This is a genomic window from Rossellomorea sp. ABR4_004 (assembly GCF_056159585.1).
The window spans coordinates 976,317-992,716 of sequence record NZ_JBSWVM010000001.1 but is presented as its reverse complement, the minus strand read 5'-3'; the positions used below and the strand labels follow the sequence as shown (position 1 = coordinate 992,716).

At 41.9% G+C, this 16,400-nt stretch carries 10 protein-coding genes and 1 other annotated feature; of the genes, 8 read left to right on the top strand and 2 right to left on the bottom strand.

The window, feature by feature from the left end; all coding sequences use genetic code 11:
* Nucleotides 1-18: 18 nt before the first annotated feature.
* The 4 genes from hemB to ysxE all read left to right on the top strand — a co-directional run bounded on the left by hemB (nt 19) and on the right by ysxE (nt 4,858).
* Nucleotides 19-993: a porphobilinogen synthase gene (hemB, locus tag ACXAF2_RS05390; RefSeq protein ID WP_475137678.1), complete on the top strand. Its 975-nt coding sequence runs from the start codon at nt 19-21 to the stop codon at nt 991-993.
* Nucleotides 994-1,048: 55 nt separating this feature from the next.
* The gene (hemL, locus tag ACXAF2_RS05385) at nt 1,049-2,341 is read left to right on the top strand and encodes a glutamate-1-semialdehyde 2,1-aminomutase (RefSeq protein WP_475137677.1); all 1,293 of its coding nucleotides are present in this window, start codon (nt 1,049-1,051) and stop codon (nt 2,339-2,341) included.
* A gap of 137 nt (nt 2,342-2,478) precedes the next feature.
* Entirely contained in the window at nt 2,479-3,699 is a 1,221-nt protein-coding gene (spoVID, locus tag ACXAF2_RS05380; RefSeq protein WP_475137676.1) for a stage VI sporulation protein D, read from the top strand.
* A gap of 130 nt (nt 3,700-3,829) precedes the next feature.
* Nucleotides 3,830-4,858, top strand: coding sequence for a spore coat protein YsxE (ysxE, locus tag ACXAF2_RS05375; protein ID WP_475137675.1), 1,029 nt, complete (start codon nt 3,830-3,832; stop codon nt 4,856-4,858).
* A gap of 37 nt (nt 4,859-4,895) precedes the next feature.
* Here the strand turns inward: ysxE and ACXAF2_RS05370 are convergent, their stop codons facing one another.
* The gene (locus ACXAF2_RS05370) at nt 4,896-5,084 is read right to left on the bottom strand and encodes a hypothetical protein (RefSeq protein ID WP_044339496.1); all 189 of its coding nucleotides are present in this window, start codon (nt 5,082-5,084) and stop codon (nt 4,896-4,898) included.
* A gap of 164 nt (nt 5,085-5,248) precedes the next feature.
* Nucleotides 5,249-5,475: a binding site (T-box leader), on the top strand.
* A 69-nt stretch (nt 5,476-5,544) separates the two neighbouring features.
* Between ACXAF2_RS05370 and ACXAF2_RS05365 the strand changes: the two genes are divergently transcribed.
* The 4 genes from ACXAF2_RS05365 to ACXAF2_RS05350 all read left to right on the top strand — a co-directional run bounded on the left by ACXAF2_RS05365 (nt 5,545) and on the right by ACXAF2_RS05350 (nt 14,481).
* On the top strand, nt 5,545-8,196 hold the full coding sequence (locus tag ACXAF2_RS05365; protein ID WP_475137674.1) for a valine--tRNA ligase: 2,652 nt from the start codon (nt 5,545-5,547) through the stop codon (nt 8,194-8,196).
* A gap of 142 nt (nt 8,197-8,338) precedes the next feature.
* Entirely contained in the window at nt 8,339-9,643 is a 1,305-nt protein-coding gene (locus tag ACXAF2_RS05360) for a bifunctional folylpolyglutamate synthase/dihydrofolate synthase (protein ID WP_475137673.1), read from the top strand.
* A gap of 112 nt (nt 9,644-9,755) precedes the next feature.
* The gene (locus tag ACXAF2_RS05355; RefSeq protein ID WP_475137672.1) at nt 9,756-11,468 is read left to right on the top strand and encodes a sensor domain-containing diguanylate cyclase; all 1,713 of its coding nucleotides are present in this window, start codon (nt 9,756-9,758) and stop codon (nt 11,466-11,468) included.
* A gap of 121 nt (nt 11,469-11,589) precedes the next feature.
* Complete coding sequence (locus ACXAF2_RS05350) at nt 11,590-14,481, top strand: vWA domain-containing protein (RefSeq protein WP_475137671.1); 2,892 nt, start codon at nt 11,590-11,592, stop codon at nt 14,479-14,481.
* Nucleotides 14,482-14,518: 37 nt separating this feature from the next.
* Here the strand turns inward: ACXAF2_RS05350 and ACXAF2_RS05345 are convergent, their stop codons facing one another.
* The gene (locus ACXAF2_RS05345) at nt 14,519-16,399 is read right to left on the bottom strand and encodes a bactofilin family protein (RefSeq protein WP_475137670.1); all 1,881 of its coding nucleotides are present in this window, start codon (nt 16,397-16,399) and stop codon (nt 14,519-14,521) included.
* Between the last annotated feature and the right edge of the window lies 1 nt (nt 16,400).

Genomic DNA, 16,400 nt, shown 5'->3' with positions numbered 1-16,400 from the left:
TACTTAGGAGGTTTACACATGAAAGATCTGCATTTTAACCGTCACCGCCGCCTGCGTCAAACAGATCATATGCGTGCGTTAGTAAGGGAAACTCATCTAAGGAAAGAAGATTTAATTTATCCACTGTTTATAGTGGAAGGGGAACATATTAAGAATGTCGTTCCTTCCATGCCCGGGGTTTATCACATTTCCCTGGATAACTTAAAAGCGGAAATGGATGAAGTGGTTTCCTTGGGTATCAAATCCATCATTTTATTCGGTGTTCCAGCTGAAAAAGATGAGGCAGGAACCCAAGCATATCATGACCACGGAATCGTCCAAAGGGCCACCCGATTTGTGAAGGAACATTATCCTGAGCTTGTCGTCATTGCCGATACTTGTTTATGTCAATATACGAGCCACGGACATTGTGGAATCGTTAAAGATGGAAAAGTACTGAATGACCCTACGCTTGATCTATTGGCAAAAACGGCGGTAAGCCAGGCTGAAGCAGGAGCAGATATCATTGCTCCTTCGAATATGATGGATGGATTCGTTGCAGCGATCCGCCACGGATTGGACGAAGCCGGCTATCATGATGTGCCGATCATGTCATATGCCGTTAAGTACTCCTCTAGCTTCTATGGTCCATTCCGTGATGCCGCACACTCTACTCCGCAATTCGGAGATCGCAGAACGTATCAGATGGATCCTGCCAATCGCCTCGAAGCGTTAAGAGAAGCACAATCGGATATAGAAGAAGGCGCAGACTTCTTAATTGTCAAACCTGCCCTTTCTTATTTAGATATCATGCGGGAAGTGAAAGACCGTTTTAATGCCCCTGTTGTCGCTTATAACGTAAGTGGAGAGTACAGCATGGTGAAAGCAGCGGCTCAAAACGGCTGGGTAAACGAACAGGAAATCGTAATGGAAAAACTGACAAGCATGAAACGTGCGGGTGCAGACCTTATCATTACGTATTTCGCAAAAGATGTAGCGAATTGGTTATCCTAAATGGTGGAAAGTTCCTGTAAGGATGACTGAAAGATCACTAAAGGAGGAAACCGGAATGCGTTCATATGAGAAATCGAAGCAAGCGTTTAAAGAAGCAGTAAAACTGATGCCTGGTGGAGTAAACAGTCCTGTGCGGGCATTCAAATCCGTAAAGATGGATCCGATTTTCATGGAAAGAGGAAAAGGAGCTAAAATTTACGATATCGATGGAAATGAATATATTGACTATGTTCTATCCTGGGGACCACTCATTCTTGGTCACAGCAATGACCGCGTGGTGGAGTCCATTAAAAAAGTAGCGGAAAACGGGACAAGCTTCGGTGCCCCGACAGAGATTGAAAACAAACTTGCCGAACTAGTGATTGAAAGAGTTCCAAGTATCGAAGTGGTCCGTATGGTGTCTTCTGGTACGGAGGCGACGATGAGTGCTCTGCGTCTTGCACGTGGATACACTGGACGCAATAAAATCATCAAGTTCGAAGGCTGCTACCACGGTCATGGAGACTCCTTATTAATCAAGGCAGGATCAGGTGTTGCGACTCTCGGGCTGCCCGACAGCCCGGGTGTGCCTGAAGGCGTAGCAAAGAATACGATTACGGTGCCTTATAATGACTTGGAAAGCATCCGTTATGCATTTGAACAATTCGGTGATGACATTGCTGGTGTGATCGTAGAACCTGTTGCAGGTAATATGGGTGTCGTTCCACCTCAGGCGGGCTTCCTGGAAGGCCTTCGTGAAATAACGGAAAATCATGGTTCTCTGCTGATATTTGATGAAGTCATGACTGGATTCCGTGTTGGATACGGATGTGCCCAAGGCTATTACAATGTAACTCCCGACTTGACTTGTTTAGGAAAAGTCATTGGTGGAGGTCTGCCGGTAGGTGCATACGGTGGTAAAACTGAAATCATGGAAAGAATCGCTCCTAGCGGTCCGATTTATCAAGCCGGAACCCTTTCAGGGAATCCATTGGCCATGACGGCAGGATACGAAACCCTGAGCCAGCTGACTCCTGAAACATACACAGAGTTCACACGCAAAGCTGACCTGTTGGAAGAGGGCTTAAAGAAAGCGGCAGAAAAGCATAACATCCCTCACAGAATCAATCGTGCCGGTTCCATGATCGGGATCTTCTTCACGAATGAAGAAGTAACCAACTACGAAGGCGCGAAGTCATCAGATTTAGAGATGTTTGCCGATTACTACCGTGAAATGGCCCATGAAGGTGTATTCTTACCACCTTCCCAATTTGAAGGACTTTTCTTATCTACCGCTCATACAGATGAAGATATTGAAAAGACCCTTGAAGCTGCTGAAAAAGCGTTTGAAAAGATTAGTAAGAAGTAGTGATGGCAGCCGATCCTTTTTATAGGGATCGGCTATTTATATTCGTTTTCCTATCATATTCCTCCTTTTCGGTTCATAAAGTGATAATGGCATTGTTTACTATTTCTTTGTTTGGAACCTGAAAGGAGGAATTTCTTTTGTCACAAGAACAACAATCGTGTTTGCGATTTTCCTTGGAAGAATCAATTTGGTTTAAAAAAGGACAGGAAGTTGAAGAATTGCTATCTATCTCCTTAGATCCTCATATAACGATACAAGAGCAAGAGCAGTATGTACTTATCAGGGGAAGCCTTGATCTTTCCGGTGAATATTTACCAACCTCACCGAGGGACGAAGAAGAGGATGAGTTTGAAGCGGGTGGTAAGTTTGTCCAAATAGTTGAAAAGAGGGAAAAAGGTGAGTATGAATTTGTCCACCGTTTCCCGGTCGATGTGACGATTCCGAAGAATAGAATTGCCAATCTGGGCGATATCGACGTGTTCGTTGAGTCATTCGATTACATGGTTCCTGAGAATGCTTGTTTAAAATTGAATGCCGATCTGACGATTACAGGGATTTATGGAGAACAGCAGACGCACACTCCCCTTGAAGCTGAATTTAGCAGAGAGGAAGATTACGAGCCGCTTTACCGTTCAAGTGCAGTTGCTGAAGTAGAAGAGGATACGGCGGAGGAAGAAGTAGAGACAGAAGAAGAGCAAGAAGAAAGAGAAGAAGTATACGAGTATGAGAATTACGACGTCGAAGAATTGACGGCGAATGTTGAAGAGCAGGAGGAAGAAGAGGATTCTGAAGACGACGAGTACCAGCCTTTTAATCTCGAAGGTCGGACACCTCCATCTGAAGAGGACGATGAGATACCTGTACAGATTCAATACGATGCTCAGCCTGCTCATACCTATGAGGAAAATTATTTCCGAAAAGAAAACGTGTTTGAAATGCCACAGCATGAACTGAGCGAGTCATCTGAAGATCAGCCGGCAGAACCAAAGGCTGCCTATACACCGCCTCCTAAATACAAACAGCAGGAGGAGGAAGAAGAAGAGTCCTCTTCATCCTCCGCAGTAGAAGCAGAGATGGAAGATAGCGGAGAAGAGAAGGATGAAAAGAAAAAGACTAAAGGTAAAAAGAAATATGAGAGCATTTCCCTTACCGATTTCTTTGCGAGAAAAGAAGAGGAAAGGGGCGCAACCTTAAGGGTATGCATTGTTCAAGAGGGAGAGACGCTGGATTATATTGCAGAAAAGTATGATCTAACCATTCCTCAGCTATTGAGGGTTAATCAACTTGAAGCCAATCAAGATGTCTATGTAGGGCAGGTTCTATATATCCCGAAAAGCGAATTTGTCTTCAAAGGTTAAAGGAAAATAGCAAGGTCGCTCCCCTCTGAGAAGAGCGCAATTGCACTATAGAAGGAACTACGGGGCTGACACCAAATTCATTGGAGTTAGTCCGTTTTTTTTAGAAAAGTAATCTTAGAAGGTGAGAGGTATGGTACAAACGCTGGAGGGATTAAGGCCTGTTTTACAACCTTATGGTGTCGAACCCCATTTTGTTGAGAATTACGGGAAGATTTCCAAAGTATTCTCCAATAAAGGGACACTTGCTGTGAAGCAGCTGCCCGCCCAAACTGGAGTTGATTTTGTCAGGAATGTACAAATGTTGTTTCAAAGGGGCTATAACCGGATTGTTCCGATCTATCCGACATTGGATGGGCGCTATGCAGTGTGGAACGATGGGCAGTTATATTATGTCATGCCCTGGCTCTTGAACCAGGAAAGGGAAGATCAATTTGAAAAGCACCAGAAAATGTTCCGGGAATTGGCAAGACTTCATACTCTCTCCTCTCAAGAAGTAAAGATTGATAAAGAAGAGAGAGAATCTCATTACGAGCAGCTGACATCCAGGTGGGATAAAGAACAGCAGTTTCTCGATGAGTATGTGGAAACATGTGAACGGACAGCGTATATGTCTCCTTTTCAATTCCATTTTTGTATGTACTATAAGGACGCTTCCCAAGCACTTAAATTCTCCAGGAAAATGCTGGATGAATGGTATGAGGAAACGAAGGAGCTGGAGAAGGTCAGAACGGTCATTACACATGGAAAGATATCGACAGAGCATTTTTTATTCGATGAGAGAGGCATGGGGTATTTTCACAACTTTGAGAACTCAAAGATGGCATCACCCTTCCCTGACCTGCTGCCGTTTTTGTCCAGAACATTGAAAACTTATCCTAAGTATTATGAGGAATGTATCGAATGGCTAACCACCTATTTTCAGCATTTTACCGTCCGTAATGAGGAGCGGCTCCTGTTCATGAGCTATTTAGCTTATCCAAGCTCGGTCATCGCTGTGGCGGAAAAATATTTTCATACACCGAAGGACAAACGGAATGAACGGAAATCTCTTAAGAAACTGCAACGGCATTACTGGCTTCTGAAAAACACGGAATATGTGGTCATGCGCTTAGATGAAATGGAGAAAAAGAAGCAGGAACAGGCGGCCGAGGCAGAATAAAAAAAAGGACTGGCGAAGTCCACATTTCGTCAGTCCATTAAATCCAATCGAAATAAATGGCAAGGCCAATACCGATAAATAGAGTTAAAAGAAGGACATCAAAAGTGGTGGGAAGCAAAATGGTCCGGACACCTTGAAAGATCGTAAAAGGTATGATGAATTGCTTACATATTAACCGGGCGTTCCCCATCCATTTCTGCATGGTGTATTGATTGATTTTCTTCATATTCGTCCACTCACTTTCCTGGGTATATTCACTACTTTATTCTATGAATGGAGAAAAAGAATGGTGCCTGAGTAGGCGAAATGAATATTTTTATGAAAAATTGGCGATAATGATTGACGAAAGTTTATCTTTTCCTATACTATAATGAGTAAATAAATAATACTTGAAAAGCAATGAACAGGAAGAGTACATTGATCCTTACTTTCAGAGAGGAAAATCGTTAGCTGAGAGATTTTCTACGTTAAGACAATGGAAGGTCGCCTGAAGAGCTGTTTCTATGAATTTCAGTAGTAGAAGCCGGTTAAAAGCCGTTATGATCGTCGAGAGTTCAGGAGGCTTATTTCTCCTGAGAAAAAAGGTGGTACCGCGAATGGAATCCTTCGTCCTTTTCATAGGACGGGGGATTTTTTTATTTTTTTAGAAAAGTGTCGTTATTTGCACTACTATAGGAGGAAAACAAATGGAAACTCAAAATCAGCAATTATCTATGCCGACTAAATATGATCCAAATGCCATTGAGCAGGGCAGATACAAATGGTGGCTGGAAGGTAAATATTTCGAAGCCAAAAACGATAAGGAGAAGGAGCCGTACACCATTGTCATTCCTCCTCCAAACGTAACAGGAAAACTTCATCTTGGTCATGCTTGGGACACAACGCTCCAAGATATCCTGACAAGAATGAAGCGCATGCAGGGTTACGATGTATTATGGCTTCCGGGTATGGACCATGCCGGGATTGCGACACAGGCGAAAGTGGATGAAAAACTTCGCAATCAAGGCATTTCACGTTATGACTTAGGCCGTGAAAAGTTCGTAGAAGAAACATGGAAATGGAAAGAAGAGTATGCTGAGCATATCCGTCAGCAATGGTCTAAGGTTGGATTGGGCTTAGATTATAGCCGTGAACGTTTCACGTTGGACGAGGGATTATCGGAAGCTGTACAAAAGGTATTTGTAGACCTTTATAACAAAGGCCTGATTTACCGTGGTGAATACATCATCAACTGGGACCCGGCAACGAAAACGGCCCTTTCAGACATTGAGGTTATTCACCAGGATGTACAAGGTGCATTCTATCATATGAGATATCCGTTGGCTGATGGAAGTGGTCACATTGAAATTGCTACAACACGTCCAGAAACAATGCTTGGTGATACAGCCGTTGCGGTTCACCCGGAAGATGATCGCTACAAACATTTAATCGGTAAAACCGTTACCCTTCCAATCGTGGGACGTGAAATTCCGATCGTAGGAGATGACTACGTTGATATGGAATTCGGTTCCGGTGCAGTGAAAATAACGCCTGCTCACGATCCGAATGACTTCGAAATCGGTAATCGTCACAATTTAGAACGCGTTCTTGTAATGAGCGAAGACGGGACGATGAATGACAAGGCGGATAAATACCAAGGCATGGATCGTTTTAAATGCCGCAAAGAAATTGTAAAGGACCTACAAGAAGCAGGAGTTCTATTCAAGATTGAAGAGCATATGCATTCAGTCGGTCACTCAGAAAGAAGCGGAGCGGTGGTTGAACCTTATCTTTCGACTCAGTGGTTCGTTAAGATGGATCCTCTCGCAGAAGAAGCGGTAAAACTTCAGCAGGAAGAGAGCAAAGTCAACTTTGTACCTGACCGCTTTGAGACGTCTTACCTGCGCTGGATGGAAAACACGCGTGACTGGTGTATTTCCCGTCAGCTTTGGTGGGGACATCGCATCCCGGCCTGGTATCATAAAGAAACAGGCGAGATCTATGTAAACAACGATGCGCCGGAAGACATTGAAAACTGGGCACAGGAAGAGGATGTACTGGATACTTGGTTCAGTTCAGCTCTATGGCCGTTTTCAACGATGGGTTGGCCTGATCTGGATGCAGAAGACTTTAAACGCTATTATCCAACGAATACACTTGTGACCGGGTACGATATTATCGGTTTCTGGGTATCGCGCATGATCTTCCAAGGACTGGAGTTTACAGGAGAACGACCATTTAAAGACGTACTGATTCACGGACTCGTTCGGGATGCAGATGGACGCAAAATGAGTAAGTCATTGGGTAATGGTGTAGATCCGATGGATGTCATCGAAAAGTACGGTGCCGATTCCCTTCGCTACTTCCTATCTACAGGCAGCTCGCCGGGTCAGGATTTACGTTTCTCCTTTGAAAAAGTAGAATCTGTTTGGAACTTTGCGAATAAAATCTGGAATGCATCTCGCTTTGCCCTTATGAACATGGACGGAATGACGTATGACGAAATTGATCTTTCCGGTGAAAAATCAGTTGCGGATAAATGGATTCTTACCCGTTTAAATGAAACGATCGAAACCGTGACACGATTAGCCGATCGATATGAATTTGGTGAAGTGGGGCGCGTTCTTTACAACTTCATCTGGGATGATTTCTGTGATTGGTATATTGAAATGGCGAAACTGCCTTTATATGGAGAGGATGAAGCGGCTAAGAAAACAACCCGTTCGATTCTGGCCTATGTACTGGACAACACAATGAGACTTTTACACCCATTCATGCCGTTTATTACCGAGGAAATATGGCAGAACTTGCCGCATCAAGGCGAATCCATTACTGTAGCTGCATGGCCGATGGTTCAAGATGAACTTACAGACGAAGCGGCTGCAGAAGAGATGAAGCTCCTCGTTGACATCATTCGTGCTGTACGTAATGTACGTGCAGAGGTAAACACACCGATGAGCAAGCAGATCAACTTGATGCTGAAGGCAAAAGATGCACACACACTAACGATTATCGAGAAGAACAAAGCGTATATTGAGAAATTCTGTAATCCAGAGAAGTTGGAAATGGGTACAGAATTAGATACACCGGATAAAGCGATGACGGCAGTAGTAACAGGTGTAGACTTATTCCTTCCATTAGAAGGATTAATCAACATCGAAGAAGAAATTGCCCGTCTTCAAAAAGAGCTGGAGAAGTGGACGAAGGAAGTTTCCCGCGTTCAAGGCAAATTAAACAACGAAAAGTTTGTAAGCAAGGCGCCTCAACATGTAGTGGATGAGGAAAAAGCAAAAGAAAAAGATTATTTAGAGAAACAAGCGACTGTTAAAGCAAGAATCGAAGAGCTTAAATCACTATAATCTTTTGAACAGGGGATAAGAAGAGGGCTTTAGAATCGGGTCTGATTGTTAAGGTTGAGGGGATGCATGAAGGTTTTCTCTCCGGCAATCTGTCCCGACCTGAGCCCTCTTTCTAATGAAACCTAAAGGGGAGTGACTGAAATTGTTAACCTATGAAAAGGCTGTTGGATGGATACACTCAAGACTCAGACTTGGAATCAAGCCGGGGCTTGAGAGAATGCATTGCTTATTAGAGAGGCTTGGGAATCCTCATGAAAAGCTTAAAACCGTTCATATCGGGGGAACAAACGGAAAGGGATCCACTGTCACCTATTTGCGAAATATATTACAGGAATCAGGGTATTCAGTAGGCACCTTTACTTCACCGTATTTTGAGAGGTTCAATGAGAGGATCAGCATCAATGGAGTGCCTGTATCAGATGAAGATTTAACTCTTCTTGTGGAAAAGATAAAGCCCATTGCCGAAAGCATGGAGCATTCTGAATGGGGAACCCCATCTGAATTTGAAGTCATAACGGCTATGAGCTTTTATTATTTTGCCGAAATGCAACCGGTCGATCTCGTCCTTTATGAGGTTGGGCTTGGGGGAAGGCTTGATTCGACAAATGTCATCACACCCATGGTTTCAGTCATAACGAGCATCGGTCTGGATCATGTGCAATTTCTGGGTAGCAGATTAGAAGATATAGCCTTTGAGAAAGCTGGAATCATCAAACGTTCTGTTCCTGTCATATCAGGGGTTCACCAGAAAGAAGCGGCTAAAGTGATAAGAAAAAGAGCGTCGGAAATGAACAGTGACCTGTTTGAACTTGGAGAGGATTTTTCTGTTGATCGGAAAGCCTTACTCGAAAGGGGTGAGAGGTTCCATTACACATCTCCTCTTCAGAATGAAACGTATGAGCTTTCCATGATTGGTGCACATCAAATCAACAATGCAGGAATTGCCATTAAAGTGATAGAGCTTCTTAGTGAAAAGCATAAAATAGCAAGTACCCATATCAAAGAGGGGCTAAAAAAGGCATCATGGCCAGGCAGAATGGAAGCACTATCATATAATCCCGGGATATATATTGACGGTGCCCATAATCCTGAAGGGGTACAAGCCTTGGTGAAAACCATAAAGGATCGCTTTATCAATAAAAGAGTAACAATTCTTTTTTCGGCACTCCACGACAAAGAATTAAAACCGATGATCACTCAATTGGAAGAAGCGGTGGAGGCAATCGGATTTACGACCTTTGACTTTCCAAGGGTCGCTTCAGTTGAAGAGCTTTATGAATTATCTTCCCATCCAAACAAGAAGAAAGTTCACCAATGGAGAGACTACCTTACTGAAAAAATACAAGGAATGAAAGATGAAGAAGTGCTGTTAATAACAGGTTCACTTTACTTTTTATCCGAGGTAAAACCATATCTAGTGGACCAACTGGAAAATTACAGAAAATAATCAGTGACTTTATCGGACTGCTTTGATAAAATATTCTTAAACTTGTGACTATTTAACTAGTATAGTATGATCGAACTATATTAAATTGATTGTGGATCTATGGGGGATAGATATGACGTTATCAGTAAAAAAGAAGCTGTACATCTTGCTGACCTGGCTGGCCGTTGTACCTGTCGGTTTGTACATGACATATCAATACTATCCTCCTGAAAATATTGCGGGAAATGAGTTAGAGCTGTTAACAATAGTGGCATTCGCTACATTTATCCCGCTCATGCCCATCGTAATCAATGGAGCGACCATTTTCTTCATCCAGTGGGTGACCCTTGTAGGGTTCATTAAGTATGGTTTATTTGTTGAAATCATCCTCATGCAGTTCTCTATTATCCCATTGCTTATAAGGCTTCGATTGACCAAGACTGATTGGCATAGAATCCCCTTGAATTCTGTCATGTTCTTCATCGTTTCATTGGTGAGTGGTCTTGTATATTTTCTATTCGGTGGAGAAGTGGGATTAAGAGATATCAGTCAATTAATCCTTCCTATTCTGAGTTATCAAATCGTATCGATCATGGTTAACCAGATACTGCTTCTCTTATATCAACACTATGTAGTAAATAGTGATGTCCGCTTTTACAGCAAGGATTTTGTATGGGATTTTACGGCAAACATGATCATGTTCCCTCTTTCTTTATCTCTCTACTATTTAACCTTTGAACTGGGAGCATTCGCTTCCTTATTGATTGGTATCCCATTTGTGAGTTTATCGATCATCTTGAAGATGTATAACTCTTCTGAAAAGATCAATGAATACTTGCAAAAAGCGGGTGAAATCGGTCACCAATTAACGGAAAGCCTTAAAGTAAATGAAGTGCTTGATATATTCATTGAGAAAATCATTGAGACCCTGCCGGTTGAATATGCCTATATCCTTGATTGCCAGGAAGAAGAACTTATCCTGTTAAGAAGGGTTGAAAATGGAGAAATGAAGTCTAATAACCTGCGTCCATTAAAGAAGAGCCAGGGAATCAGCGGTGTAGTGTGGGAAACAGGGAAGTCCGTCCTCTATACTTCACGATCTGAATGGACCGGGATCGCTGAAGGGTACATGCCTGATGGAGTGGAAAGCGTTCTGTGCGTACCCATTGTAAGAAGTCAAAAGGTACGGGGAATTCTTCTATTGGCTTCTTCCAAAAAGAAAGCCTATGAAAAATATCAATTGATGATCGTCGATATTTTATGCTCCTATTTCGGAGTGGCGATCGCAAATGCCAGGCATCATGAACGGACGAAGAAAAACAGTGAGAGATGTGCCCTGACAGGACTATATAATTACCGCTATTTTGAAGATCTTCTATCCTTGGAATTCAGTCATCTCGATGTTGGGAAAAGGAAGAGTCTATCCCTCATCATGCTCGACCTTGATCATTTTAAGGTCATCAACGATAACTATGGTCACCAGAGCGGTAACGAAATCCTCATTGAACTTGCAGACCGCCTTCGTAACCTGATTGATACCAGGGGAACGGTTGCGAGGTATGGAGGAGAGGAATTTGTCATCCTCCTTCCCGATACGAAACGGGATGAAGCGCTTAGCCTGGCAGAGCAGGTCAGGGGTGCGATAGCCAACAAACCATTCACTCTCCATGACAGTCTGGATGAATCCAACAAACAGATGATGGTCCGGATCACGGCAAGCATCGGCGTTTCGACCGCACCTGAAGATGCAGAAGATACCCTGGCACTCATCCGCCATGCAGACCGTGCGCTTTATACGGGGGCCAAACAGGCCGGGCGGAATCGGGTGGCTCAGTATGTGAAATAGTTAAAAGGGTGTCTATTCGATAATAGACATCTTTTTCTTTATTGTGAGTATTTAGTCCTATTATAATGGTTGGAAGATTGATATAATAGAAGCATTATAGGATAACCAAATGAGGGATATTATGAGAATTCAGGGAAAGATTTCACTACTATTACTTTTCATCCTTTTTCTATCATTTATTTTAGATTCGACCGGCACTTATGCCAAGGGAACTTCAGAGTTAAGAGTAGACTTCAATGTTACCCCGTCCCAAGAAGTAATTGTGAAACCAGTGGACAGCAATGCCAAAGCATCATTAGACTTTCATATCAATCCTGTAGGAGAGGTGAAAGAAGCGAATCGACCGCCTATAGACGTCGTTTTTGTCTTTGATAAATCAGGATCAATGAATAGTACCAGGAATAAAATGCAAAATGCAAAGGATGGGCTGACCAATGCCGTACAATTCTTTGAGAAGAACAAACAAAGTAATGATCGATTCTCTCTTATTACGTTTTCTTCAGATATAGAAACAATACTTCCATTAAGTAATGACCTCGATGCTATTAAAACTTCCATGTTACATACTACCGCTTATGGAGGCACCAATTACACAGACCCCTTGCGTGCTGCGAAGAATATACTGAAAGATTCCAAGAATGAAAAGTACATTGTCTTCTTAACTGATGGGCAGCCGATGATTGCGACGGCGATCGAAAAAGTGAAAAATGAAGTGTGTACGAAGCCGGTTTGGTTTTTTTGTGGTGAAACAAGTGTTGTCGAGAGTGATCAACAACTTGTATATGACTTTCAGTATAGACACAGTTACAATCGATGGCTGCATAAAATATATTCACCGGATAATAGTAAATTAAAGTCTTTATACATTCCTTCATTTACTATGGATGGTACTTCATTTAATGCAGGTTGGTACAATCCGGGTGAGCTGGAAACGAATAGTCAGCAAATGCAGGCTTTGATCAAACAAAAAGGCCTCGACGTATCCAAGGAAATCTACAATGATAAAATCACCATGCATACACTGGGGTACGGTGAAGGAGATCTTGATGACAGATATCTTGAAATGTTGGCACAACAAACGTCGGGTAGCTTCATCAAAGCAAGTGAAGGAAGTGTCTCCGATGCATTTGAAAAATTGGCGAATAAATTAAATTCAGTCAAATTGGATGGAGAAATCGTCGTACAGTTGCCGGAGAATGTGACAGTTGACCAAAATCAATACAACGTGATGAATAATACAGTGTATCTGCCATTTTCCACAGTATATGAAGTAGGACAGGGCGTACCGACTCCTATTACAGTATCACTTCCGGTGGAATTCTCTAACAAGGGATCTTATACGTTTAAGGATTTGAAGGTACAGTATAAAACGGCAGAAGAAAGAGATTTTCGATCAAGTGATAAAAAGTCGGTGACGATTGAAGTGAAAGATGATGCACCTGCATCGGTAACAGGAAGGGTAGATGTAAATAGAATCAATCAGGACCTGTTCAATTTAATTATTGAGGATGGAAAAGAAACGAATACTTTCACCGGACTGTTCAAACTGGATTTTGGCGGGTTGGTAAATCCAAAAGCAAAAGGTTATTTAAGTGAGATTATTATACACCAACCCTTACCTGAGGGTATCAATGTTAAAGAAAGTTCTGATGTATCCATCCAGAATGTGAATGGGCAGCAAATGGCCATCATTCATGTTAAACAAAAAATGAGCTTTGAAAACGGTGCGTTTACTAAACCTGCACATGAGATACCCGTAACGATGAATGCCGTCTGGGCCATAAATAATGTGAAAATGCCACAGGCGAAAGTCTATTATGTCGATTCAAGATACGGGAACAAAGTAAGTAGCAATCTAAGCCCGAATCATAACGAAATCAGTGCGAAAGTCAGAACCCGTCATCTGCAAAATGGAAAAGAATTTGCATTTGATGGTTATTCAAACGGTACGATCAAGAAGGTAAGAATACAGGGGCAGGTCGAAAATGTTGTAGCATCACTGGAAGCTGGAGTGGATGGTCGATACCCGATTATGCCTGTAAAGTCTTTAGTCAGCAGTCCAAAAGAGCTGAATATCAGCTACAGGGATAACGGGACAGCCATATTACCATTCGTTCCTGAATTGATTGTTAAAGACCCACTCACAGGTGATAGGTTAGATGATGGTTCTTCTGTATCGAATGAAGTGGAATTCTATCTCTCAAACGGTATACCTGGAAGGGATGTGTCTTACAACTATCAACTTCTTAATGAAGAAGAAACTACTGGAGAATGGACAAAAATTGAGCTGGGAGATACGAAAACCATTGAACGTTTCGGGAAGAATGAAATCCGGGTAAAAGCCATTGGCGGTTTTGCAATAGAGGATTACATCATTGAAAAAACCATTTGGATCGAGGGCGACGATTTAATTCGTGTACCTTCACTAATTGAATTATATGTAGGAGAAACTCAGTCATTCAATATCGATATCTTCCCGTTTGGAAAACCGAACAATAATTATAATGTGAAAGTTCTGCAAGGGGATGACGGGATGATAAACTCCTCTTACAGTCAAGTCAATTCCACCAAAGAGAACCGGATGACAGGATTATTTCCCGGCGAAGATTTAGTGGAAGTTCAAACCAAGAATGGGAAATACAAAAAGTTGATTCGAGTCATTGTTAAGTCAAGGATTGTAAATCTGGAAAGCATGGACTTCACAAAATCGAAGTACACCCTCTTGCTTGAAGGGAACGCATTCGATATACAATCTAATTTAGTGTTCAACCCTGAAAATGCAACCAATAAAAACATAAAGAACGTTGTAGATACAGGTAACAATGTTGTAAACATCGTACAAGAAAATGGAGTTTGGCAGGTTATACCTAAAAATGCAGGGGTGACGACCGTAACGGTTACTTCTGAAGAAAATCCTCGTATAAAGGCGATTGCGATTTTTGAAGTCGTTGCAGAAGATGATGAAACTGAAAATCCGGAGACCGGGGATGGGGACATCGATGGAAGATGGTGATTAGAAGGGAGACCCACGATGATGGGTCTCCCTTTTTTCATTCAACTATGATCTCATCACTGATTAATGAGAGTGCTTCTACCTTTGGTAAAGTATCCAGTTTTGAAAGAAGGACATCTTTGTTATAGTTTACGATGAATCTTGACAATTTCTCTTGCTGATTAGAAGGGGGGCTCTGATATGTCTCATCGATATTGTCTACTTCCCCACGCACAGCATTCACCGTAAGGTTTCCTTTTGAAAAGACACCTCCGTTAACATAAAATAATGAACCGACCCCATAAAGGGTAGCGTCGCTGTCAGTGTAGAAGAAAGCTTGTAACGGCTTGATACTTTCAACTGGATCCGGCAACAAACGGAATTCATTCTTTTCACTCTCATTTGCATAATACTGGAATTCATTCATTCTTGTTAACAGTAACTCTCCTCTTGAGAGTAAAATTAATTTTCCAGTATTGTTAGTACCATCTTCATCTTCTTTGCCGGTAATATTCAAGTTGGAAATGCTTGTTTTTCCCTTTGCGTAAATGACGGAATCAAATTTAATTTCATCATTCTCACCGGATGGATCATTGGCATCGCCCAGTATGGTTAAATTCCTGCCTGAAAATACATTCCCCGCTATAACCGAAGTGGAATTCTGTGATTGAAAAGAGATATTATCAAAACTAACTATATTCTCCTGCAGCTTTACGGGTGAATTTGCCTCTATTGATACTCTTCCTGCTGCAACGATAGTATCAATGGCCATTTCTCCCTCTAAATTAGAAATCGTCACATTACCAGTCGAAATAATATTCCCGACATCCATTGGAGAACTTGCGATAATATTCACATCACCATCTACAAGCAGGTCCACCCCTGAACTCCGTAGCCCTCTAATAGTAATATTTCCACTCACTTTAACCTTCCCCTGTGAGTTTTCATTCAATATCCCATCTTCTACAAGAGCAGGAGAGAAGGAATTTGAAAGAAGAGCCGTTCTGATTGCGGTCATTAAATTCGTTTGGTTACCGTCATTTCTTATTGATAGATCAAGCGATTCTAATACTTTGCTAACCTCTTCTTCATATGTTTGATTAAATGAAATATCAGTAAATTGACTATCCTGTTTTACTTTGGGAGGTTCTATTAGCGGATAGAACTGATTTGAAGTTATCAAGCTTTTCATATGTTCATAATTCGCTTTATTGTAGCTTGTATACAAGTCCCCGATAACGGAGGGAAATGGTGCCGGGAATGTTTTATCCTTTTTATTAGAAAGCTGGTAGTTTGCCTCTTCACTTATGCCTAAAGAGTTAGCATAGATGTTACCAACCAGATGTGGAGATCCATTCAATTGAAGCTGTTCTCTTGAGCCTAGAGTATACTTGAGGAAGCTTGGGACGGGCGATAAAATGATCCTCTTTCTAACGGTCTTTTCGACTTTCCCTTGTTCAGAAGAAGGATTCTTTGTTTGAATCAGGATTTCATATACTCTTGTAAGGTTGGTACCAAGGTAGTCCAGCTCAAAGGTTTTGAAATCAGGAATAGTGGATTTGGTACAGGTGTCACCCAGCAGGTTTATCGCACTGGTCCCGCTCACATCAATGACTGTGACACATTTTATTCGATCCAAAGACTGATACGATGGAAGAATGGAAGATCGAAAAAAATCTGCTACTTTCGTATTGATATTCGCTGGTGTCAATTTGCTAATTTCTAACTCTCTTGTGGGCTGCAATTGATAGACAAGCTTGGATGAAATTTCTTCAGCTGCCTTTAGCCCTTCATATGTAATGTCAATGTCGGTCTCTCTGACTTCGGTTCGTTTCGCTCCACCTATCGTCGAACTTATGATAGCCATACCAATTGTCACCATAACAAGAGATGTAATTAATACGGTAAGTAAGGCATTTCCTCTTTGATTGGTTAACAAG

Bases quoted from the DNA above. Each gene is read 5' to 3' on its own strand.
- hemB (WP_475137678.1), top strand. From the start codon at position 19: ATGAAAGATCTGCATTTTAACCGTCACCGCCGCCTGCGTCAAACAGAT.
- hemL (WP_475137677.1), top strand. From the start codon at position 1,049: ATGCGTTCATATGAGAAATCGAAGCAAGCGTTTAAAGAAGCAGTAAAA.
- ysxE (WP_475137675.1), top strand. From the start codon at position 3,830: ATGGTACAAACGCTGGAGGGATTAAGGCCTGTTTTACAACCTTATGGT.
- ACXAF2_RS05370 (WP_044339496.1), bottom strand. From the start codon at position 5,084: ATGAAGAAAATCAATCAATACACCATGCAGAAATGGATGGGGAACGCC.
- ACXAF2_RS05365 (WP_475137674.1), top strand. From the start codon at position 5,545: ATGGAAACTCAAAATCAGCAATTATCTATGCCGACTAAATATGATCCA.
- ACXAF2_RS05355 (WP_475137672.1), top strand. From the start codon at position 9,756: ATGACGTTATCAGTAAAAAAGAAGCTGTACATCTTGCTGACCTGGCTG.
- ACXAF2_RS05350 (WP_475137671.1), top strand. From the start codon at position 11,590: ATGAGAATTCAGGGAAAGATTTCACTACTATTACTTTTCATCCTTTTT.